The sequence below is a fragment of the Candidatus Tisiphia endosymbiont of Melanophora roralis genome (assembly GCF_964026575.1).
Lineage (GTDB): Bacteria > Pseudomonadota > Alphaproteobacteria > Rickettsiales > Rickettsiaceae > Tisiphia.
In genome coordinates this window covers 1,353,766-1,376,021 of the sequence record NZ_OZ032161.1, presented here as the reverse complement: position 1 = coordinate 1,376,021, position 22,256 = coordinate 1,353,766, and the positions used below count along the sequence as shown (strand labels likewise).

The 22,256-nt window shown below is 32.7% G+C and carries 25 protein-coding genes and 1 tRNA gene; 10 read left to right on the top strand and 16 right to left on the bottom strand.

All coding sequences use genetic code 11. From position 1 onward, the window contains the following. Positions 1-8 precede the first annotated feature (8 nt). Positions 9-2,612, bottom strand: a complete 2,604-nt coding sequence (locus AAGD53_RS06680) for an AsmA-like C-terminal region-containing protein (RefSeq protein ID WP_341762656.1) — start codon at positions 2,610-2,612, stop codon at positions 9-11. Between the two features lie 201 nt (positions 2,613-2,813). Here AAGD53_RS06680 and AAGD53_RS06675 point away from each other — a divergent pair, with 201 nt between their 5' ends. Continuing rightward, the gene (locus AAGD53_RS06675; protein ID WP_341762655.1) at positions 2,814-3,047 is read left to right on the top strand and encodes a palindromic element RPE1 domain-containing protein; all 234 of its coding nucleotides are present in this window, start codon (positions 2,814-2,816) and stop codon (positions 3,045-3,047) included. Here the strand turns inward: AAGD53_RS06675 and AAGD53_RS06670 are convergent. Then, a tRNA-Val gene (locus AAGD53_RS06670) sits at positions 3,035-3,110 on the bottom strand. The two genes, AAGD53_RS06675 and AAGD53_RS06670, sit on opposite strands and share 13 nt — an antisense overlap. Positions 3,111-3,334: 224 nt before the next feature. Next, complete coding sequence (gene iscX, locus AAGD53_RS06665) at positions 3,335-3,544, bottom strand: Fe-S cluster assembly protein IscX (RefSeq protein ID WP_341747867.1); 210 nt, start codon at positions 3,542-3,544, stop codon at positions 3,335-3,337. A gap of 220 nt (positions 3,545-3,764) precedes the next feature. Here iscX and AAGD53_RS06660 point away from each other — a divergent pair, with 220 nt between their 5' ends. Beyond that, a complete protein-coding gene (locus AAGD53_RS06660) occupies positions 3,765-5,564 on the top strand; it encodes a Ulp1 family isopeptidase (RefSeq protein WP_341762654.1) in 1,800 nt (599 codons plus the stop codon). A gap of 42 nt (positions 5,565-5,606) precedes the next feature. On the opposite strand, the gene AAGD53_RS06655 is transcribed toward AAGD53_RS06660, so the two are convergent. The 5 genes from AAGD53_RS06655 to AAGD53_RS06635 all read right to left on the bottom strand — a co-directional run bounded on the left by AAGD53_RS06655 (position 5,607) and on the right by AAGD53_RS06635 (position 8,268). Continuing rightward, on the bottom strand, positions 5,607-5,774 hold the full coding sequence (locus AAGD53_RS06655) for a hypothetical protein (protein WP_341762653.1): 168 nt from the start codon (positions 5,772-5,774) through the stop codon (positions 5,607-5,609). A gap of 26 nt (positions 5,775-5,800) precedes the next feature. Then, complete coding sequence (locus tag AAGD53_RS06650) at positions 5,801-5,989, bottom strand: helix-turn-helix domain-containing protein (protein ID WP_341762652.1); 189 nt, start codon at positions 5,987-5,989, stop codon at positions 5,801-5,803. A 158-nt stretch (positions 5,990-6,147) separates the two neighbouring features. Beyond that, the gene (locus tag AAGD53_RS06645) at positions 6,148-6,912 is read right to left on the bottom strand and encodes a CDP-alcohol phosphatidyltransferase family protein (protein ID WP_341761617.1); all 765 of its coding nucleotides are present in this window, start codon (positions 6,910-6,912) and stop codon (positions 6,148-6,150) included. A gap of 37 nt (positions 6,913-6,949) precedes the next feature. After that, entirely contained in the window at positions 6,950-7,645 is a 696-nt protein-coding gene (locus AAGD53_RS06640) for a phosphatidylserine decarboxylase (RefSeq protein WP_341751576.1), read from the bottom strand. Between the two features lie 152 nt (positions 7,646-7,797). Next, positions 7,798-8,268 carry an RT0821/Lpp0805 family surface protein gene (locus AAGD53_RS06635; RefSeq protein ID WP_341762651.1) on the bottom strand — a complete coding sequence of 157 codons (471 nt, stop codon included), beginning with the start codon at positions 8,266-8,268 and terminating at the stop codon, positions 7,798-7,800. 114 nt (positions 8,269-8,382) lie between these two features. On the opposite strand from AAGD53_RS06635, the gene AAGD53_RS06630 reads away from it, so the two are divergent. From AAGD53_RS06630 to AAGD53_RS06620, 3 genes are all read left to right on the top strand, one after another. Next, a complete protein-coding gene (locus AAGD53_RS06630; protein WP_341761615.1) occupies positions 8,383-9,291 on the top strand; it encodes a cation diffusion facilitator family transporter in 909 nt (302 codons plus the stop codon). A gap of 10 nt (positions 9,292-9,301) precedes the next feature. Continuing rightward, on the top strand, positions 9,302-9,745 hold the full coding sequence (locus AAGD53_RS06625; protein WP_341763442.1) for a nucleoside deaminase: 444 nt from the start codon (positions 9,302-9,304) through the stop codon (positions 9,743-9,745). Positions 9,746-10,147: 402 nt separating this feature from the next. Then, positions 10,148-11,383: a multidrug effflux MFS transporter gene (locus AAGD53_RS06620; protein WP_341762650.1), complete on the top strand. Its 1,236-nt coding sequence runs from the start codon at positions 10,148-10,150 to the stop codon at positions 11,381-11,383. Positions 11,384-11,397: 14 nt separating this feature from the next. On the opposite strand, the gene tsaD is transcribed toward AAGD53_RS06620, so the two are convergent. Both tsaD and gatB read right to left on the bottom strand, forming a co-directional pair. Then, positions 11,398-12,432 carry a tRNA (adenosine(37)-N6)-threonylcarbamoyltransferase complex transferase subunit TsaD gene (gene tsaD / locus AAGD53_RS06615; RefSeq protein ID WP_341763441.1) on the bottom strand — a complete coding sequence of 345 codons (1,035 nt, stop codon included), beginning with the start codon at positions 12,430-12,432 and terminating at the stop codon, positions 11,398-11,400. Continuing rightward, positions 12,429-13,877, bottom strand: coding sequence for an Asp-tRNA(Asn)/Glu-tRNA(Gln) amidotransferase subunit GatB (gene gatB, locus AAGD53_RS06610; protein WP_341762649.1), 1,449 nt, complete (start codon positions 13,875-13,877; stop codon positions 12,429-12,431). The genes tsaD and gatB overlap by 4 nt, the downstream gene beginning before the upstream one ends. A 284-nt stretch (positions 13,878-14,161) precedes the next feature. Between gatB and infA the strand changes: the two genes are divergently transcribed. Beyond that, entirely contained in the window at positions 14,162-14,377 is a 216-nt protein-coding gene (gene infA, locus AAGD53_RS06605; RefSeq protein ID WP_341748261.1) for a translation initiation factor IF-1, read from the top strand. A 15-nt stretch (positions 14,378-14,392) separates the two neighbouring features. Then, entirely contained in the window at positions 14,393-15,025 is a 633-nt protein-coding gene (locus AAGD53_RS06600) for a Maf family protein (protein WP_341761612.1), read from the top strand. A 40-nt stretch (positions 15,026-15,065) separates the two neighbouring features. On the opposite strand, the gene AAGD53_RS06595 is transcribed toward AAGD53_RS06600, so the two are convergent. From AAGD53_RS06595 to AAGD53_RS07805, 6 genes are all read right to left on the bottom strand, one after another. Next, positions 15,066-15,239: a hypothetical protein gene (locus tag AAGD53_RS06595; RefSeq protein ID WP_341762648.1), complete on the bottom strand. Its 174-nt coding sequence runs from the start codon at positions 15,237-15,239 to the stop codon at positions 15,066-15,068. Next, positions 15,227-15,784, bottom strand: coding sequence for a transposase (locus AAGD53_RS06590; RefSeq protein WP_341762647.1), 558 nt, complete (start codon positions 15,782-15,784; stop codon positions 15,227-15,229). The genes AAGD53_RS06595 and AAGD53_RS06590 overlap by 13 nt, the downstream gene beginning before the upstream one ends. Positions 15,785-16,721: 937 nt before the next feature. After that, a complete protein-coding gene (locus AAGD53_RS06585) occupies positions 16,722-18,968 on the bottom strand; it encodes a hypothetical protein (protein ID WP_341762646.1) in 2,247 nt (748 codons plus the stop codon). Between the two features lie 248 nt (positions 18,969-19,216). Next, positions 19,217-19,339 carry a hypothetical protein gene (locus AAGD53_RS06580; protein WP_341762645.1) on the bottom strand — a complete coding sequence of 41 codons (123 nt, stop codon included), beginning with the start codon at positions 19,337-19,339 and terminating at the stop codon, positions 19,217-19,219. Then, positions 19,332-19,760 (bottom strand): CvpA family protein, encoded by a 429-nt coding sequence (locus AAGD53_RS06575; RefSeq protein ID WP_341762644.1) that lies wholly within the window; start codon positions 19,758-19,760, stop codon positions 19,332-19,334. The genes AAGD53_RS06580 and AAGD53_RS06575 overlap by 8 nt, the downstream gene beginning before the upstream one ends. Further along, positions 19,760-19,993, bottom strand: a complete 234-nt coding sequence (locus tag AAGD53_RS07805; RefSeq protein ID WP_410521131.1) for a hypothetical protein — start codon at positions 19,991-19,993, stop codon at positions 19,760-19,762. The genes AAGD53_RS06575 and AAGD53_RS07805 overlap by 1 nt, the downstream gene beginning before the upstream one ends. Positions 19,994-20,227: 234 nt before the next feature. Here AAGD53_RS07805 and AAGD53_RS06570 point away from each other — a divergent pair, with 234 nt between their 5' ends. The 3 genes from AAGD53_RS06570 to acpP all read left to right on the top strand — a co-directional run bounded on the left by AAGD53_RS06570 (position 20,228) and on the right by acpP (position 22,245). Next, the gene (locus AAGD53_RS06570) at positions 20,228-20,800 is read left to right on the top strand and encodes a YqgE/AlgH family protein (RefSeq protein ID WP_341762643.1); all 573 of its coding nucleotides are present in this window, start codon (positions 20,228-20,230) and stop codon (positions 20,798-20,800) included. A 62-nt stretch (positions 20,801-20,862) separates the two neighbouring features. Next, positions 20,863-21,765 carry a TerC/Alx family metal homeostasis membrane protein gene (locus AAGD53_RS06565; protein ID WP_341761658.1) on the top strand — a complete coding sequence of 301 codons (903 nt, stop codon included), beginning with the start codon at positions 20,863-20,865 and terminating at the stop codon, positions 21,763-21,765. Positions 21,766-21,975: 210 nt separating this feature from the next. Further along, positions 21,976-22,245, top strand: a complete 270-nt coding sequence (gene acpP, locus AAGD53_RS06560) for an acyl carrier protein (RefSeq protein WP_341761657.1) — start codon at positions 21,976-21,978, stop codon at positions 22,243-22,245. Positions 22,246-22,256 lie beyond the last annotated feature (11 nt).

Here is a 22,256-nt window from a genome sequence, read left to right as displayed (position 1 = left end):
ATTCTCCTTTAATTGGATTTCCTTCTGTTCTCTAAAGCCTTTCTTAGTTCAGTCTCATCTGACGTTTTTATGGGATCTAATATAGTGCCTGAGGTTTTTATTGTAAAATTTATAGGAGTATTTTGATTACTAGAATTATTTATATTAGGATTTAAGTCTACTATATAGAAAGATAATATTGAAGATAATACCATATCCAAATTATATATATTTATAGCTAATGATGCAACTCCGCTAGCATATTTTGTATTAAATACTAAGTCTTTCATTGTAACTATTCCATTTTTTAACTGAAGATTACCACGCAAACTATTCAATTCAGTTTGCCCCTGATACATAGATTTTGCTAAATCATCTTTTAAATACTTTAGACTATAGTCTTTATTATTAATTTTTTCTATCAATGAATCAACAGAGAAGTTACTAATCTTGGCATTTTTTACTACAAATTCTGATTGAGTGTTAAGCTCATACAATAATTCTTTTAAACTATTGCCATGAGTAGCAACTGTTCCATTTATGCTCACTCCACCGTAATTGTCTAGTAATCCTCTTGGCAAAACATTAGATAATTGAGCTAAATCAATAGAATTAAGTGCATAAACAAAGTTCAGAGTATATGGATTTAATAAAATATTACCTTCTGCTTTTAATTTACCAGAAAGTAGATTTGCTTCAAGGTTATCGATCTTAAATAAAGCATTATTATTTGCTAAAGCAAGTTTAACATTTTGTAATACTAGATCATTCTGAATTATTTTTGATAATGCACAATTTAATTTTAACTCTATTTTTTCTACGTCAAATTCATTCAATAAGTTATTTCGCAGATTAAGTAAAGATTTAGGGGTTAAAAAGTTAACATTAAGAGAGCCATCATTTATTGTAACTGTTAATTGCGGTTTAATGTTACTTGCTAACAAACTAGCACTAAGATTGATGTAATCACTATTGCTTCTTATATCAAGATTACTAATTCCAATATTACTTGGTGAGACATTTGCTAAAATATATGCTTTGCCAAATGAATTATTTCCTATAAGCAGATCATTTATAGTAATATCAAAATTACCTAAATAATCAGCTGTCCTAATTGGAATATATTTAGTTAAGTATGAGTCATCTTTCATATTCTCTGACAAACTTTTAGCAAATTTGATCATTGGTGAGATTATCGGGTAATCGTCTCTATTTAAATCAATCGAGGAAAAGTCAAGGGTCGCTATAAAATGCGGCATAGAACCAATAAATCTAGCAGTAATATTACCTGTAACTTTAGTGTTGTCAGTTTTTAACATAAGGTTTTGTAAATAAACATCTATTAAAGTTAGTTTTAAATCTGAAGATAAAATAAAAGCTGTAGGTTTTTTACTAGCTGCTTGTTTGTAACCTAAAGTATTTAACACAGAATTAAGGTCATTATGTTGCAAGTGAATTGTGCCATCAAATATACTTCGTACTGAGTTTTGGGTTACATTACCTATCAATTGAAAATTTCCTCCGGATTTTATTGTACCAGAAAAATCATTGACCACTAATACCCCTTTATCTAAATTAAATGAAAGTTTAGTATTATTTAATATCTCATCGTTACATAATATTATTTGGTCAACTAAAACATTCGTCATGATTGATTTATTATCAAAGATAAGTCTTAATCCAAAAACTGAATCACTAAATTGGTTAATATTGTTTGATGAAGTGATAAGTGATTTTACGTCTATTTTAGGAAAATATAATTTTATTATACTAGTAACATTGTCACTTCTGCTCAAATATACCCCTCCATTACCTACAAGCGAATTAGAGTCTATGGTTACATTTTCTAGCTTGAGCAGTTGCCCAGTAGGTAAGATATCAAATTTTATATTTACCTTTTCATTCTGATTAAATCTTCTAAATAAAGAATCTAAATCTGGCACTAGAATATGTAATATATCAGCTAAATTTTGTATTAAATATTCTGCTTTGCCATTTATTAGTTTAGAGTCTATATAGGTTTCTAGCAAGTGAAAATTATAATCATCATTAGAGATAGTAAGATCGAAATTTATTTGGTTGGTCTTTTTTTCAAAAAACCCAGATAAATTTCCTACATATCCTCCATCCCCTTTGAATGAAGTGCTATTAGCAATAGAGTTATTTTTAAATAAAGAGCAATTATTTAAAGTAAGAATAGGTTGGTTATTTTTATTTAGAATACTCAGATTTTTAACATTAAAATTTATATCCATTATATCATTTGTTATAAATGAACTAACTAGCCTATCATGGTTTATAATGTCAAAATCTTGTTCATCTGAATATATTGTGGCACTATATACGGTTACAGCACTAATTCTTGGTCTGAAAATTAATAGTGACCATGGGACAAAGTGAATTTCTATATTTTCTAATTCTAACTTCCCTTCCTCTTTTATGTGATCAATAATCAAATAAGGTATGGGAAATTTAATTATTTTAATTTTTTTTAGATTCTGAGGAGAAATTTTTAATTCATTAACAAGACTATTACTAGCGGAACTATAATCAACAAAGTTCACCGCAACTACTATAGTACATACTAACAACGAAATAGTAATGACAGTAAATATAATTACTTTTCTTATCATAAAATTATTATCTTCCAAGAACCAATATTACTAGGTATATATCAAAAACGTTAAAAATAAAAACTATATAATAAATATCTAACACGACGGGGGTAACAAACTAAGGGGTAAGGGGACTATTTTAACATTTTTGTAATATTTCCTCCCTCAAAACACTCGTTAAAGAGAGAAATTTTTTATACTCGTATTCCGGCAACTTTAGTGAAAAAACGGCATGTGACGGGAATACAGACTTTTTATTGCAATAGACTTCTTTCGAAACTCGCTTATGCGCAAGGGTGTGAAGGAGACGCGAAACCTCGACCCGCAGCGTACTCTAATGTACGTGAGGATTCGAGTACAGACGTCGCGTACAAATCACCAGCAGAAGTAGAGTTTCGAAAGAAGTCTAATGATAAGAACCCTGAAATCCGAGAGATATATGGTGGGCGATGACAGACTCGAACTGCCGACCGTCCCGGTGTAAACGGGATGCTCTACCAACTGAGCTAACCGCCCCTTCTTTCAATTTAACGCAGATAATGCCCTATCTCCCCAAAAAAATCAAGTTATTTCTGTAAATTATTTAGATTCTATAGCTAACCTAAAGTAAGGTCTATCTATTAGAGTATCTTAGATAGACCTTACTTTAGGTTAGCTATAGATGAACTACATGAGGTACAAGTACGTACATTCTTCGCAAGTATTTGTGATAGCTCTTCTTCAAAGCAGAAGAGTATATATTAATCTTCAAAATTACTATCTTTAATCTCTTTCCAAGCCTCGAGAATTTCTTTTAACACTTCTTTATTTGTTTCAATTTCGTGGTCATCAAAATCACTCAATGATTTTATTAAGTCCTCAAGATCTTTTAGTGTTAATTCAGATATATCCTCATCGGAATAATTTTTTTCTAAACTTATAGCAATTTCGTCAACATCATGCCAATGCATTATTTTTACCTAATTATTTCCATAGGCAATTACTATTACCATCTAACTATCCCTCTACCAATTAAATAATATATTAGTGCAGGCTTATATATAGTATATTATTAAAGGGGGTGAGATTATTATGCAACTATATCTGTAAATTAGATATATAATTGATTTGTATAGACTTGTTTTTTCGTTTAAGATGATAGTCATTAGATATGATGACTTTGGAGTATGTATGGCAAAAACAGGTAAAAAAGAAAATAAGGTAAGGTTATTTAATATTAATGGTCATGTAGGTCAAGATACTCAGCAAAATATTATAGTGGCTAATTCTGACTTAAACATACCAACTAGGGAACTTAAATATAACATTCAAAATGGCAAACTAAATAAGGATAATATAATAAGTGAAATATTGTATGAAGTTAAACAAGGAGAAACGCCTATACTTAATATTCAATATAATTCAAACATGGAAAAACCTATAGTTGTTACAGATGATTTAGCAGCATTAAAAAAATCAGGTATTCAAACTTGTTTTACCTTTGGTAATTATAATGCACATAATCAAACTTTGCCATATTATAACTACTGGTCACCTCTTCTTGCACAGGTCAATCACGTGTTTTTTGCAAATGCTAACGACCGAGCTAATGCGGTAACTCACAGACATGTAGAGCAAAAAAGAACTTCTTACATTCCCTATATCCCAGTTACAAATTTAATAGAGTCGGAAATTCTAAAAAGACCTCCTAACATATTAGTGTCAGGGAAATTGCCTAATAAAGAAAGATTGACTGAGGTTATGCTTGCTACAAAAGAACTAGGCAAAAATACTAGAGTTATAGTAGCCAGCAATCCTTCATCTGTAGATGATGTGGCTAATATTATTGCGACCAAATTTGGTATCAACGACCCAAACCAACAATTAGGTATTAAGCTGGAAGTTGAGGAAATTTTAAAAGATAAAATTGGTGGGGCTAAAAAACTAGAGCATTACGTGTCACAATTATCTCAACAATTCAAGAAAGATCTTAATACAGCAGAAATAAACCCTATTGATATATATTTTGATCTATCTGATCCATTGAGACTTCAGAATATTGCCAAACAGGCTAAATATACTATAACTCAAGGAGGCTCGGTCGAAAATTTGACTAATGGTTGTATCCCATTAGCTCAAGGTCATGGGAAAAGGGCTGATATTGTTGCTGAAGTTAAACAAAGGGAAACTGTTCCTGGAATCAACAACTTAACTATTAAGGATATGCAAGAGAATTTAAATGAGTATAAACAAGAAAATGCTAAAAGAATTACTAATACCCTTCAGCAAGTAGCAGATGAAAGGGGGGTATCAACTAGACAAAATGAGGTAGAACATTTATTGCCTGAGGGTAGCAAATTAACTAAACTAGATTATTTATATGACGAAGATGATATTAGCAATGTATTAAAAGCGTCTGTAGATCAAACAAAGGTTTCTATTATTACTCATGCTTCTATAGAAGAAAAAAGTTTATTAAAGGAAACTCTTGATCAAGCTGTATATAGTGATTTAATAGCAAATAACAAGGAAGCGGTTATTATACCCCTTAATACTGGACACGAACATTGGGTTAGTTTAGCAATCACTAAAGACAAGGAGGGGGGTATAGTGTTTACCTATAATGATCCTATGGGAACAAATATAGATCCAAGAGTGGATTTAGTAAATATGATTAAAGAAGTTTGTCCTAGTGCTAAAATAGTAGATTTACACACTAAGCAACAACAAAATGGTAAAGATTGTGGAGCTTTCGTTGTGGATAATTTAATTAAAATGGCAAAAGGTGAGGCAATTCTTACCACTGAAGAATCTAAAAACATAGGAACAACATTACGCCAAGCTCATGCAAAAACAATGGACCTTGAGGAAGTCAAGCAAAAAGTTAATACCATTAGAAAATCAATAAATACCTATCCATCTCGTCCTACTACATCTCCTCCTGCTATTAGGAACAATAGCCGTCCTAGAGAAGTTTGTCCTATCAGATAGTATTAAAGTTTTGGGGTCATACCCCATCAGGATAAGAGTTAGTTAATTCTTATCACGAATTAGCTTTAATATAAGGGAAAATGCATTCTTAAAGTGCTTTTGCGAATGCATTTTAAACCTTTCTCTTGGAATCTTAGAACTATAACGTTTAATCTGTTTACGATAATGACGTTTTAAATTCAACGGAGCTACATTATGTTTTTTAAGCATTTTTTTTCATCAACTTCACTTCTTTTTTAAAAAGGAAAGTTTTTGGGCTTACTACTAATATCACACAAACCATTTTTACCTAATACTTCATAGCGTTTGTACCACTTGCGTAATGTAAAGCGTGAAATACCATAATGTTCGCATACCTTTCCTGCATGCTCTAACTGTTTATATAACTTAATCCAACTCAAACGCAACTTAATCTTAGCATCCATTACAAATGACCTTATAAGTCCCTAACTTAATTCCTATTATAATTCGATAGACCAATTCTCTAGAGCATTCTAGTATACTATATTTATACTCATAGACTGTAAAAAGTAAGTCCTTTTCCTTGACTAACTTACTTGTCCCTAGTTATTATGCAACAAATCTAATAGAATTTCCTGCTAATAAAATAGCACACTGGTATAGATAACATATATATAAAGGCAATGGATGGTAACAAATACCATGGATATATAATAAGACTTATAATGATAACAGCAAATACCATCATCGCTAATGATAAATATTCGTGTTTTATATTAATATTTTTTGTTGAAAATGTTGGTAGGCTGCTGGCAAGTAAAAAAGCAATTACAACAATATATAAATTTATCATAATAGTATGTTTACGGATATTGATACCTAAAACGCTACTTACTTCAAAATCCAAAATCATTGGCATTAGAGCAAGTAAAGCTCCACAAGGTGCAGGCACGCCTGTAAAAAAATATTCTATTTTCTTATTATGTATCTCCTGAAAAATAGCAGTATTAAACCTTGCAAGCCTTAAGGCCATGCATACCATAAACAATAATATAGAACCCCATGAAAATACTTTATATTCATATTGTTGGAAAGACCATAAATATACAAGATAAGCTGGGACTACTCCAAAATTAGCAAAATCACATAATGAATCCAGTTCAGCACCAAAAGGACTGGTAGCATTTAGCATTCTTGCTATCCTACCATCAATTCCATCTATTATAGCTGCAACTAAAGTACAATATACAGCCTTTTCCCATCTACCATCTAATCCAAATTTAATAGCACTAACACCAACCACAAGACCCAATAAAGTGATAAAATTAGGAAGCAATTTTATAAACGGGATTGGTTTTGTTATTTTAACTTTGTGTATTTTAAGCAATTTATACCTGTATACTTATATTAAAGCAGTAAGAATATTACCTTTTTTCAAACTTAAGTTCAGATGTTTTCTTGATCCTAAAATCAGCAATAATAGTTTCTCCACCAACTGAAGTCTGACCCTCAGTGACACAAAGTGCAGTTTTAAGCGGCAGATAGACATCAGCTCTACTACCAAAGCGGATGATACCATACCTATCGCCAACCCTAACCTCAGTATCTTCTTCTAAATCACATAATATTCTTCTTGCTATTAATCCTGCTATTTGAACAAACGCAATTTTATGACCACTATTTGTTTCCATTAAAACAGACTGACGTTCGTTATATATACTTGCCTTATCAAGAGAAGCATTGAAAAATTTTCCTGGATTATAATGTAGGGATAAAATCTTTCCATTAGCTGGAATACGATTTACATGAACATTAAAAATATTCAAAAAAATGCTAACTCTAATCATTTCCTGATTACCAAGACCAAGTTCTAGCGGAGGAATTGCTTCAGTTATTTTTTGCACTGTTCCGTCTGCTGGACTGACTACTAGATCGTCACTAATAGGGGTAAATCGATCCGGATTCCTAAAAAAATATATACACCAAATCGTTATAACTAATCCTACATATCCAAAACTATTATGAACAGTAGAAAGTAAAAAAGTCACAACTGCAAAGCTTACGATAAATATGTAGCCTTCACGATGAATAATCTTCGAAAAATCACTATATTGCTTCATTCTTACTCTCTAATTTTGTTACGTTATCCCATTAATAAGGGGAATTTAAAAGTTGGGGGGCTTACAATAGAAACAATCAGGCTTAGTGCTAGCCTGATTATTATATTCTAAACGGGGTATAAAGATCAACCGATGATAAATTTTGATAGAGCTTAACGCACAATTTCCCATTGACCATCTGGTCTACGACAAGCTTTCCCATAAACTTTTTCTTGCTTACCACCCACAACAGCTACCTGAGTATATTCACGGCAATACTGACCACTATCGTCTTTGAAAGCTTTGCTTGGTGTTACATACCCGTAATTACCACTATCTGGGTTACGCCACTCTACACTCTGACCACTAGGAGTAGCCTCTAATGCTTTCTGAGAACTTAGCTCTGCCAATTTCCTATCATGTTCATCCATAGTTTGACCAATTTGACCACCAATAAGTGCACCAGCTAAAACACCTATACCAGTTGCGGCAAGACGACCAGTCCCTTTACCAAATTGTGATCCTAACAGTCCGCCAGCTACACCGCCAATTAGCGTTCCACCACCTTGTTTATTCATACCAGAACAGCCGTGTAACATTGTTGCTGCTAAAATAATTGCTATAATTTTGCATGTTAAATTCATAAAAACCATATGTTTAAGAGTTACGTTATTTGACACACCCTAGTGTTAGTATATACTATACACTAATATATACTAACACTAATACATTTTATACTATAAAATCGAAAATTTTATATGACTAATTCAGAACATCAAATTTTAATCAAGTCCTCATCTTATTTGTCTTTTAGTATAGCTGTATTCATTTTATTTATTAAATCTTATGCATGGCTGGTAACTGATTCTCAATCTATTCTAGCGTCTTTAATTGATACTATGCTTGATATTTCATCATCTCTTATTAATTTGATTGCTATTCGTTTTTCACTGCAGCCACCTGATTATCACCATAGATTTGGTCATGAAAAAATCCAAGATTTAGCAATTTTTTCACAAGCAGTATTCTTTGTTGTTTCGGGTTTATTTATGGGTTTTTCTTCTTTAAGGTCTCTTATTGATGGATCAGTTCCAAGCAATATAGAATCTGGCATTAATATACTATATTTGTGCATTATCCTAACTGTTATTTTGGTGGCTTATCAAACTTATGTGATAAAAAAAACTAGTTCTGAAATAATCAAAGTAGATAAATTACATTATTTTACAGATTTACTAACAAATGTTGGCGTAATTGTTTCTATAAAATTAAGTACTCATTTTTGGTTTATAGATTCATTATTTGGCATTGGTATTGCAATATATATAATATATGCCTCTTATGCTTTATTCAGAAAAGCTTTTAAAAATCTTATTGATGAAGAAATGCCTGAAGAAGATAGAAAAAAAATTCTCTCAATAATTACTAGATTTAAAGAAGTAAAAGGTATACACGAAATGAAGACTAGATATGCTGCAAGTAAGCCGTTTATACAATGTCACATAGAAATGGACGGAGATATGTCATTGTATAGTTCTCATTATATTAGTGATAAAATTTATATTGCATTGTTATTAGAGTTTCCAGGTGCAGAAATAATTATTCACCTAGATCCATATGGTTATGAGGAAAAAGTGAATTACCGTGAAAACATCAACCAAATTTAACAATTTCTTCATGGAGGAGGCTTTAAAGCAGGCACAACTTGCTTTTAATGAAAATGAAATTCCGGTAGGTGCTATTATAGTTAATAGAATAAGTAACAAAGTTATTTCAAAGGCTCATAATATTGTTGAACAAACAAAGAATCCGCTACTCCATGCTGAAATTATCGCAATAAATCAATCTTGTCAAATTCTATCTAGTAAGAATCTATCAGACTGTGATATGTATGTTACTTTAGAACCATGTACAATGTGTGCTGCTGCAATATCTTTCGCTAGAATAGGCAGATTATTTTATGCAGCAAATGACCCAAAACAGGGAGGAGTTGAGAATGGTGGGCGTTTCTTTAATAGTAAATCTTGTTTTTACCATCCTGAAATATATAGTGGTTTTTCAGCAAAAATTTCTGAGAATTTAATGAAGGAATTTTTTAAAAAAGTCAGATCACTGGAATAGATAGGGTATACTTAAATGATTTGGAGGATTGGATTTGAAAATGAATGGTGAGCAAGCGGAGTGTACATATAGTACCATAACTGTTGAAAGTTAGTAAATACAGCTTCCCTATACGTCTATTGGCGAGGAGACCGTAGGTCGACGAAGCAATCCAGTAACATCATTTATCTATAGATTGTTTCCTAGATTGCTTCGCTTACGCTCGCTAATAGACGCTGTGGTATAGGTATTTGTAAACTTTCAACAGTTGTGGGGTGACATCCGAAGGTGCAGGGACACCCTAGGCTATTAAACCAATATCTTACATCAATATTTGAGGTCATTTAGCATCCAAAAATTTTGTGTAATGTTCCAAAATTTTAATGTATAAAGGACAATATCTGCAACTAATGGGAGTTATTAATGAAACTAGATAAAATTGAGAATATCATAGTCGCACCACTATATATTATTATATTAATTATTGCAATACCCCAATTAAGTGAGACTATTTATGCTCCTTCCCTTCCTGACTTAGCCAAAGATTTAGCAATTAGTGCTAATTTAGCAGAATACACTCTGACTATTTTTTTGCTTGGCTTGGCTGTTGGTATTTTAATATGGGGTAATTTATCTGATTGTTATGGGCGTAAACCTTGCTTACTTACAGGATTTTTGATTTATGCTTTATCGTGCTTCATTTGTTATTTCACAGATAATATTAATATATTACTGGCTGCAAGATTTATGCAAGCTTTTGGAGTTAGTGTTGGATCGGTATTAGGGCAAGCCATAGCTAGAGATGCAGTAAAACCAGAAGAGCGTGGTAAAATGTTCTCAACGATATCTATTGCCATGGCGTTTTCTCCTGCTATAGGACCAGTTATCGGTGGTTTTGTTATAAAATTTTATCATTGGTCGGCGGTATTTCTTGTTCTGATAATGATTGCAATATTTATCATGCTGTTAATATCAGTTAAACTTCCAGAAACTAACCTAAATCTTAGAACTGAACGTTTGGTTATTCCACTTTATAAAGAATGTTTTGGTAAAATGATCAAAGATCCAAGATTGCTTGGTTTAGCATTTTTAATTGGAGCAGTGAATGGTATTTTATTTGGCTATTTTACTGAAGCACCTTTTTATTTTATCTCAGGACTAAATATTTTAACTTCATCATTTGGTATGATATCATTTTTTATATGTATTCCCTTAGCTTTAGGTGGGCTTATATCCAAAAAGATGCATAAACTGCAAAGAACCTCTGATAATATTATTTTTGCAGCTATTAAGGTTATGTGTTCAGGATCTCTACTATTCTTTTTATCTAGCTATTTTAATCTAATTAATACAGATAATGTGACAGGGTCTTTAGTACAAACTTTAATATGGCTAGGTATGATTATTACTGGTATCACTATGATAGCTACAAATTGCTTAAGTCAAGCTTTGGAAAATTATGGCAAATTTGCTGGCACAGCAGCTTCGCTTTTTGGTTTTATATATTATGTAATTGCCACAAGTTTTACAGCATTAATGGGATATATGCATAACGGATCATTGACACAATTACCATTATTCATGCTGATCACTTCAATTAGTATGATGTTAGTGTTTCATATTGTTATTAATAAGCAGCAAATGGCGAAGAATAATTAATAGATTACCCATTTTTATAAATCCTCTAAGCTCCATTTAGCTCTAGGACAGAAATCGAGTCGGTTAGTAAGATTGTTTTGTAGACGTTCTAACCCAGCATAAGCGATCATAGCAGCATTATCAGTGCATAAATGTGCTGGGGGTAGTAAAAGTGCATATCCTTGGGTTGCAGCTTGATACTTAAGTATAGACCTCAAATAATCATTAGCAGCAACCCCACCGGCAAGCACGCAAGTTTTTTGTGGCAATAGCGACTTACCTATAAATTCTTCATACATTCTGAAGCTATTAAGCATTTTTACTGACAAGATTTCTCCAACCACATATTGAAAGCTGGCTGCTATATCATTAATTTCTTGATCACCTATAGGTTCTAATTTGGATATTAATATGCGTACTGCAGTCTTCAAACCTGAAAACGACATATTACAGCCAGTTTGATGAATAATGGGTTTTGGTAAAATATATTTAGACGAATCGCCAAATTTTGCTCTTCTCTCAATTTCTACGCCTCCAGGGAAAGGCAAACCCAACATTTTAGCTACTTTATCAAAACACTCTCCAACCGAATCATCTATAGTTTGTCCTAAAATTTTATATTTGCCAAGGGAGGAAGTGGCAACAAATTGACAATGTCCACCGGAAACTAATAGAAGTAAGTAAGGATATTCAGCCTTATTGGTTAATCTAGCAGTAAGTAAATGTCCTTCTAAGTGGTTAACTGCAATAAAAGGCTTCTTTAAGACACTAGCAATGGACCTAGCAAACATTGATCCAACTATTACTCCTCCTATCAAGCCAGGACCGGAAGTGGCTGCGATTCCATCTATATCAGATAACTCAAGATGGCTTTCATCTAAAACATATCTAACTGCTTTTTCTAAATTCTGCAAATGTGATCTAGCGGCAATTTCCGGTACTACCCCTTGGAATAGCTTATGCTCTTGATGTTGGGAAATAACAATATTTGACAAAATTTCTTTATCTGAGGTGACTATTGCCACGCCAGTATCATCACAACTTGACTCAATACCCAATATTTTAATTATTGTAATCTCTCCTTTAATAAATCATTCACTAGGCTAGGATTGGCCTTGCCTTCAGTTTTTTTCATTACTTGTCCTACGAAAAAGCCAAATAACTTATCCTTACCGCTTTTATAAGCAGCAACAGAATCAGGATTCTCCGACAATATTTCGTCAATTATAGCAGATAGTATACCACTATCTGACATTTGCACTAAGCCCTTTTCTTTAATAATTTTTTCCGGTTGCTCACCAGTTTCAAACATAGTTTCGAAAACTACTTTGGCAATTTTTCCCGAAATCACCCCATCTTCTATTAGCTTGACCATTTGGGCAAGCATTTTCGGGGTAATTTTACACTCATTTAAGCTAATGGAATTTTTATTAAGCTGACCAAATAACTCACTAATAATCCAATTAGCAAGTATCTTAGGACTGCATAAGGTCACTGCTGCTTCGAAATAATATGCTACCTGTTCATCAGCCGCAAGAACCTCAGCGTCATATGTGTTTAAACTATATTCTGCAATATATCTTTTAATTTTTGCATCCGGAAGTTCCGGTAGCTCCCGAGCTAATTGCTCTATCAGCTCCTCAGATAAGACTATTGGTAATAGATCTGGATCAGGAAAATATCTATAGTCATGAGATTCTTCTTTTAAACGCATTGTCCTAGTTTCACCAATATCAGCATCAAATAATCTAGTCTCCTGTATTATTGTCTGACCATTTTCGATTAAATTCACTTGCCTATTTGCTTCAAACTCTATTGCTCGCATAATATTACGAATCGAATTTATGTTTTTGATCTCACACCTTGTTCCGAGTGGATTCCCAAGAAGCCTTACTGAAACATTAGCATCGCAACGTAACGAGCCCTTTTCCATGTCACCATCACAACTTCCTATATATCTCAACAAAGTCCTGAGTTTACGAATAAATTCAGCCGTTTCCTCCGGTGAGCTAAGGTCTGGTTCAGTAACAATTTCCATTAATCCTACACCAGCCCGGTTTAAATCAATGAAGCTATAATACGGAGATTGATCATGGATAGATTTGCCCGCATCTTGTTCTAAATGCAAACGATTAATTCTAATTTTCTTGGTTGCTCCCTGCTGAGTTACTATGTCTAAATAACCATCTTGGACAATTGGATTATAGAATTGCGAGATTTGATACCCTTGAGGTAGGTCAGGGTAAAAGTAATTCTTACGATCAAATCTTGAATTAAGATTAATTTTTGCCTTAAGTCCGAGACCGGTCTTAATTGCTTGATGGACACAATATTCATTTAATACTGGTAACATTCCAGGCATTGCTGCATCAATCAACGATACTTGTGAATTGGGAGGAGCAGCAAATTCGGCAGAACTAGCAGAGAAAAGCTTGGATTTTGAAGAAATTTGAGCATGTATCTCCACACCTATAACATATTCCCATTTACCTGTATTACCAATAATATAAGCCATTTAAAATCTCTTTAGTTTACTATTAAAATGTGAAAAATTCTTAAGATTAAATCTTTATCATATTTTCAATAAAAATTGTAGTTTTTTATAAATCTTTATTTTCTACATCTTTTTTCATGAGGTGATCCTGATATTACTTGCAAATTTTTTATATTAATGTAGATTCTTTAATATTGGTGTATAAGCGTTTGAATAACTATAATTTTATGTCAAGCGTGGTTCTGAAATTGTCCACTACGGCAAGCCATTTTAGAAATTAAAAATTATAATTTAGTTAAGTTGTAATGAGCAAAGAAGAGCTAATTAATTTTGAAGGCGTTGTCCTTGAGCTTTTGCCTAACGCAACTTTTAGAGTGAAGTTGGAAAATGGTCATTTTATTATCGCCCATACTTCTGGTAGGATGCGTAAGAATCGTATTAGGATACTTGTCGGAGATAAAATCACAGTGGAAATGACGCCTTATGATCTAACAAAAGGTCGTGTTATCCACCGTCATTAGAGTCTTTCATATTTTATGTCAAATATAGAATCCACTTTTTTAGAACAGCAGAATATACCTATAGTTCTAGCCTCACAATCACCTGCAAGACTTGAATTACTAAAAAGAATAAAGGTATTTCCTGCACAAATTATTCCTGCTAATATAAATGAAACAGAGTACTTACGAGAGTTACCAAACCAATTGGTAACAAGATTAGCACAGGAAAAAGCCGAGGTTGTTGCCAAAAAAATAAGTGGTGAAGCTATAATTATAGCAGCTGATACTGTTGTGGTTCACGGTAGAAAAATACTACCCAAGGCTTTAACAAGTGAAGATGTTAGATATTGCCTTAATATTTTATCTGGAAAGCGTCATAGGGTTTATACAGGTATCTGTATAATAAAAAAGACTCTCGAACAAGTGCTACTGCGACAAAAATTAGTGCAAACCATAGTCAAGTTTAAAAGATTGAGCCAGCAAGAGATAGAATTTTACTGCAGCCTAGATGAAGGAATCAATAAAGCAGGCGGCTGCGGAATTCATGGATATGCCGAAGCCTTTGTTCCTAGCATATATGGATCTTACTCAAATATTATGGGATTACCACTACTGGAAACCATGCATATGCTTACTTCTTTAGGTTTTAAAAATATACCTCTTAAATAACCTGAGCATCCGTAATAGAAGTCAATAAAAAAATAGTAACTTAACATAAATTTTCATTCCAAGAAGAATTATTTTTTACAATAGAGTGCATAAAAGCTAGTAATTTACGCATAACAGCAACAAGAGCAACTTTTGCTGGTTTATGTTTAGCAATTAAGTGGTCATAAAAATTGCGTAAGCACTTATTACATCGTAAGGCAGCTACTGCAGCCATATTAGATTACCTCTACCTGCAAAAATACTTCTTCTACCTTTATAACTACCGCTTTCTCTAGCAAAAGGAGCAAGACCTACTAAAGATGTTAACTGCCTAAAAGTAATATTGCTAAGCTCCAAGGCTTCACGTATTACAGTGCTAGCAAGAGTAATGCCAACTGCTGGAATAGAAGTAAGACGATCAATTTTATCCTTTATTTCTTGAGCTTGAGAAATTAATTCTTTAATACTGTCATCAATCTCTTGTAATTGTTCTGTTAAACTAGCAATATGCTGGTTCAAAGATAAAATGACGACCGCATTAAACTCAGTATCCTGCCTAGCAATTTCTTGATTCTTAAATACTAATAATTGTTCTCTTCTTTTTAATAAAGCATGTAACTGTTGTTGACTATTACTATCATAAGTAACATTCACTGGTAAAGCAAAGCACGTTGCATAATCATGCAACAATTTACTATCGATATTATCAGTTTTAGCAAGCCATCCTTTAGCTTTAGCATAACTACGCACTTTATTAGGGTGTACTGTAGCAAAAGGCAATTTATTTTTAAAAATTCTCTTAAATTATGTTCATATCCACCAGTAGGTTCAAAGACAACAATTAACTCAGATAAGACAGGATAGTATTTATTAATAGTGCTAAGTATAGTAGTAAAGCCATGTTGATCATTGGTAACTTCAAAAGCCTTGTTGGTAGCTGGCATATAGATACTTAAAGTTTTTTTACTAACGTCCACACCAATATAAGTTGTTGTCATATAGAGCCTCATGATTTATATTAATAATAGGATACGCTACATACTCATACGCAAGGTTTAAACCTTATGACATCCGTTCGTAGTCTTTCTCCAAACAGGATGGGTCTTTGCTGAGGTACGAAGTCTTTAAAATTCAAAGCTTCAATTCGAGATACAGTTTACCCATCCTACCACTATATATAACTGATCACGTTATATTTATCATGGCTTTTTTATTGTATGAATTCGATATAAGAATTATTAACTCTTATATCTGAATTCAGGTTAAGATTATATAGTGTTCTTATTGTTTGGAGGTAATTCTACTTACAAAATTACCTCTTTTCGTATTTTAGGATCAGGGCAATTTAAAAATCGTAGCTAATAATTGATATAACATACATTTAGCCACTATCGATGTTATTCCTACGTAGGTGGGAAGGCTTTATTGCGTGGATCAAAAACACCAACGTTAATATGGTACTTACAGAACCAAAAACGATCTCACCCCTACCTACGCAGGGGTAACATCCACAACTGTTGAAAGTTAAAAATCGTCGTCGCGAGGCGTCGATACGCCGTGGCGATCTCATGAAGTAAGCTCTTCTTCACAAGATTGCCACATCGTCGCTTACAGCGACTCCTCGCAATGACGGTTTTTTAACTTTCAACAGTTATGGGGTGACACCGGGCTATTAAAGCGATGAGTCACATCGAATTGAGGTTAAATTACCCCAGTTTTAGGCATCTACGTCACCGTTAACTGTCACACCTATTAAAGATGCATCTTCATGATTGTTTATGTCTAGTTCTACTAATGCTAATTCAGCTAATGCTAATGCTTCATGGCCCAAATGGCTTACTCCACCAAAAAACTTCTTGATAACCCATCCAACAGTACCTCCAACAGCACCTATAGTAGTTACAGCAAAAGATATCAGACCTAAGATTTCTCCTATTGACATTGTGCTACTAGCAGGATTATTAGGATTTGATTCCTTAGGAGTATGCTTTTCTGTAGTAGAATCAGCAACTACACCAGCAGCAATTGGTTCTGATTTCTCAGTAAGATTTTTCTTAGGAGTAGTAAGTTCTTCCTTAAGAGTAGTAGTTTTTTGAGGATTAGACCATACTGTAGCAGAATCAGTAGTAGGATTTCCAGCAGAGGAAGCAGTAGACTTTGTCGTAGTAGTACTAGACCCATCCGTAGTAGGAACAGTAGTCTCTTGCTCAGTAGTAGTCGAACCTTCAGTAGAGGAAGTAGTAACCCTCTTTGTAGTAGTACTAGACTTCTCCATAATAGGAGTAGTAGTCTCTTGCTCAGTAATATCTTCAGTGGAGGAAGCAATAGACTCATCCGTAGTAGAAGCAGTAGACTTCACGGTAGTAACAGCAGACTCTGTCGTAGTAGTAGACCCCTCAGGAATAGCAGTAGTAAGCTCTTCCTCAATAGTAGTAGTGTCTTGCTTAGTAGTACTAAACTCCTTCGTAGCAGGAACAGTAGACTTCACGGTAGTAACAGCAGACTCTGTCGTAGTAGTAGACTCCTCAGGAGTAGCAGTAGTAAGCTCTTCCTCAATAGTAGTAGTCTCTTGCTCAGTAATATCTTCAGTGGAGGAAGCAATAGACTCATCCGTAGTAGAAGCAGTAGACTTCACGGTAGTAACAGCAGACTCTGTCGTAGTAGTAGACTCCTCAGGAGTAGCAGCAGTAAGCTCTTCCTCAATAGTAGTAGTGTCTTGCTCAGTAGTACTAAACTCGTCCGTAGTAGGAACAGTAGACTTCTCTGTAGTAGAAGCAATAGACTTTTCCTTAGGAAGAGGCTTATTAGTAGTACGAATATCACGCTTCTCTCGCTTGCCAGTATGGGATATATCTTTGGAAGACTCCTCCTCAGTAGTACTAGACTCCATTGTAGAGGTGTGGGACTCTTTATTAATGTGTTTATTGCGTTCTAGTACCTTTAAGATTTTTTTGGATGTCTTACCTTTTATACCTATGTTTTTCATTAGGCCTACTTCAATAATCTTAGTATCTGTAAGTTCTGGTATAAGATCATTTACCCCTTTATCACTTATCTTGTTACTTGCTAGATTTACTGCTTTAACCTTAGTATTGCCTTTTTTAAGTGATTTTATAAGATCTATTGCTCTTTCATCACCTATTTTATTATGTGCTAGATTTAATGTAGTAACTTCAGTACCTGTAAGCATTGTTCCAAAGTCTATTGCTCCTGTAGTTCCTATCTTATTATGCACTAGACTTAATACTTTAACCTTACTCCCTTTAAGAATTTTTCCAATCTCTTGTGCTTTTTGGGGATCAACCCCAACATCCCATAGATATAATTCAGTAATATTACTATTTTCGAGTTGTTGTTTGAGCATTTCTGTATTTAGATCATAGCTGAAAGTTAACTTACTACCATTACCATGTAGTATAATATTACCATCAGCATTATGTAGTATAAGACCATCACCTACTGCACGTTTTCCCCTAATAAGAGATTGGTCATCATTATGTTTTGTAGAGCCTTTTGATTTGTTATGGTTTTGGCTAGTTGAAGTAGTTGCAGGAGTAGTATCAAAAAGAACAGGTGGCTTACTCATCTCTGTAGAACTTTTTACCGTACTTGATAAGCTATTTTGATTATCTGTCGAGATAGCTTTCTTGGACGAAACGGTAATATTAGGAGAAATGGCAGAAAGGGCGGTAAGAGCAGTCAAAAAAGCTTGTGCAGTAGGAGTATGTGCTTTACCTCCATCAATAGGCTCTATAATATTCTGCCTTGAAAGATTAGGTTCATAATCCAATATGGCAGGAATATTAGGTAAGTCATCTGTGTTTAGTCTATTATTTCCTTGTATGTTGTTCCCATTACTCAGCTTTTTACTTAATAATTGTACTTCAAAATCTTGTGTTTTTAGAAACTCCCCTTGACTCTTCCGATGCTGATTAACCCAATCTCCATTATTAATACGTCCCATATTTTTTCTCTCCAGTTATATTACAGATTATTAAAAATTTATTTACTATAGGATAGTATTAGAATAATATTTGTTAACTAATGTCAAGCAAATAATAACAATACTTTAATATTTAAGAACTTTTTTGTAAAATAACTTAGTCTAGATAGCATTAATGTAACCTGAGTCTGATGTAAGACATCGGTTTAATAGCCTCGATGTCACCCCTAATAGAGATAATACTGATAACTTGTTACATCGAACTTAGGTTAAATTACCTTATATTCAATAACAAATTTTTGCTCTTGAATAAACTCATGATTAGCTATATCTTGAATATATCTACCAATAATATAACTCTTTTTATTATAGTTATTCAATAGCCTAGTCATGATTCTCTATTTTTTTTGATAATACTTCATCAAGTTCTTGCATAAGATCTTCAGGGAGTTGTTTTACTTTATTGGGAGATTCTTGAGATTGTGATTTTTCTAACACATTTGTAGTATCAATAATCTTTGATTTTTTAGGTAATTTAATGGATTCCAAACTATCTTGTGGTAAAGTTCTTATAAGATTTTTACTTAAATTATCTAGATACGATGTAGTCACAGATTCCTTAAGCCATTTTGGATATTTATCAATAGTAGTATTTTGTATAACGTCTTTTAGGGTTTCTGCTTGTAAGTAACTGTCAGAAAAGAAAATTGTTAGGACTAGGAAGATACATAAACAAATAATCATACCTCTAAACATGCCTGCGGCTAAGCCTATAGATCTGTCAATGACCCCACCACTTATAATAGAGATCATCAAATTATAATAGAGATCATCAAAAGAAATTTACGGGTTACAAAAGAGCATATGATTAGAGAGATAATATAGGAAATAATCCCAGAGGTGACTACCAATGCAATGTGGTTATTAAAATATCGAGTAATAATGGAAATAGTATATGGAGATAGGTAATAGGCAAAAAGAATTGAGACTATAAAGCCAAGTAAGCTAATAGTAAGCTTTATTATTCCTCCATATGCTCCGAGCATCGATGAAGTAGTAATAATTGCCAGTATTATTATGTCAAACCAAGTAAACATTAGACTTTTTCAAAAATTACTTTAAGTTTAGAACAGGAGTTGAGTATATTTACCATCATGTTCAAAATTTTTATTAGACCTCTCAGATGAAATTTCAAAAGAGGTCTATTGAATAGCCGTAATTTAACATTATATGTATCTAAAAGCTAGTATGTTAATAAATTTTAAAATACAATAAACATTATGAGTGTAAACGATAAGATTTTTGATAATTTATCTGGTAAGGTTCTGATCGCTACTCCTTACATGCTTGAGGGTATATTTAATAAATCACTTATTTATATGCTGTCTCATACAGCAGAAGGAGCAATGGGTTTAATTTTCAATAATTCAGTGAATCATATAGAGATAAAATCGTTTTTTAAAATATCTGATGATCAAATAGATAGTAACATTATGATGCCTATATATCTAGGAGGACCAGTTGAGCATGAACGCGGATTCTTCCTACATTCTGATGATTATAACGAAAATCTACTATTGAAGTTTCAGAATCATTTAGCAGTTAGCTCTAATCCTAAAATCCCTCATGATATTGCTTCTGGTCATGGCCCTAAAAATAGTTTATTTATTATTGGATACACTGCTTGGAAAGCAGGGCAGCTTGAAACAGAGATTAAGGAGAATTTGTGGATAATAACAAAGTGTGATAAAGAATTTATTTTTTCTGATCATCCAGAGAATAAGTGGCACAATGCTTTACACAATCTCGGTATCAAAGAATCCCACTTTACTTCACGAATGGCTAATGCTTAACATCAGATCATAAACTTGAGAATTAATTCTTCAAGTTATTATAGTAGTTTATGGAGGGAATCTTGACTTGGGTTGTTTTTTGTACAGTGATTGCAGGTTTACTAATCTACGATCTTGGTTTTGCAAACCAAGAAAATAAAGTGATGAGCTTCCGCCAAACTATTTATTTTAGCCTTTTTTATTTAATTATAGCATGCCTCTTCGGTATTTTCATTTTTTTTGATATGGGAGGAGAAAAAGCCCGGGAATACTACACTTGCTTTTTTATAGAGAAAGCTATGTCATTGGATAATATTTTTATTATATTGATGGTTTTTCAGTTTTTCTCTATTCCTTTAATATATCAGCATCGGATATTATTCTTAGGAATTCTAGGTGTCATTGTTTTTAGAGCCATAATTATATATCTAGGTGTCATTGTTATCTCGAAATTCTCTTGGTTATTATATATTTTTGCAGCTATTCTTATAGTTACAGGCATCAAAACTTTTTATATAGCAAAAAAAAGTTTTAAAGTAGAGGAATCGTATATTTATAGAATTCTACAAAAATACTTTAATCTTACTCCTAAAATTTCCGGTTACAAATTTTTTATTAAAACTAACAATAGGTTAAGTATTACGCCTCTTCTTGCATCATTAATAATTATAGAAATCATGGATATTGTCTTTGCCATTGATAGTATACCAGCAATATTTGCTATCACTAAGGATCCTTACATAATTTATACTTCTAATATTTTTGCCATATTAGGTTTACGTGCCTTATTCTTATGTTTAGCTAATATTGTTGAGCAATTTAGTTATATAAAATATTCGCTAGCATTAATATTAATATTTATTGGCATAAAAATATTCGCTGAACATTTTATTGAGATTCCATCTTACGCTGCACTGGCTATGACTATTACTCTTCTGTTGCTTGGTATTATTGCTTCTATTATCAGGAAAAGGAGTGTATACTAAACTGTAAACTATTAGTAATATTTCAATTTAAGAACTAAAGAAATTTTACACTGGCATAAAATATTTTTTTGTGCTAGAAGTTTGGAATTATTGTATCGTCTTATTCAAAGCTTACTTATGTATAGATTATGTTTATTCCATACAAGTCATTATAAGTGGCTAGAGTTTAAGTGTTTTACTAAATTTAATTTATGTTATGAGGTTCTAATTATGAGTGAAAATATAAATATTACACAAAATGTTGTTGAGCAAGATATTGTCGAACAGGAGGTTATTGAAATCGTCGCTAACACATTAAAAGTAAAGAAGGATTTAATCACTCCTGAATCTAGATTTGTTGAGGATCTTAAATCAGATAGTTTAGATACAGTTGAATTAATGATGGCAATAGAAGCAAAGTATAAATGTGATATACCAGATGAAGATGCAAGTAAAATTTTAACTGTCTCTGATGTTGTACAGTACATAATAAAAAAATAACTAATTAATAA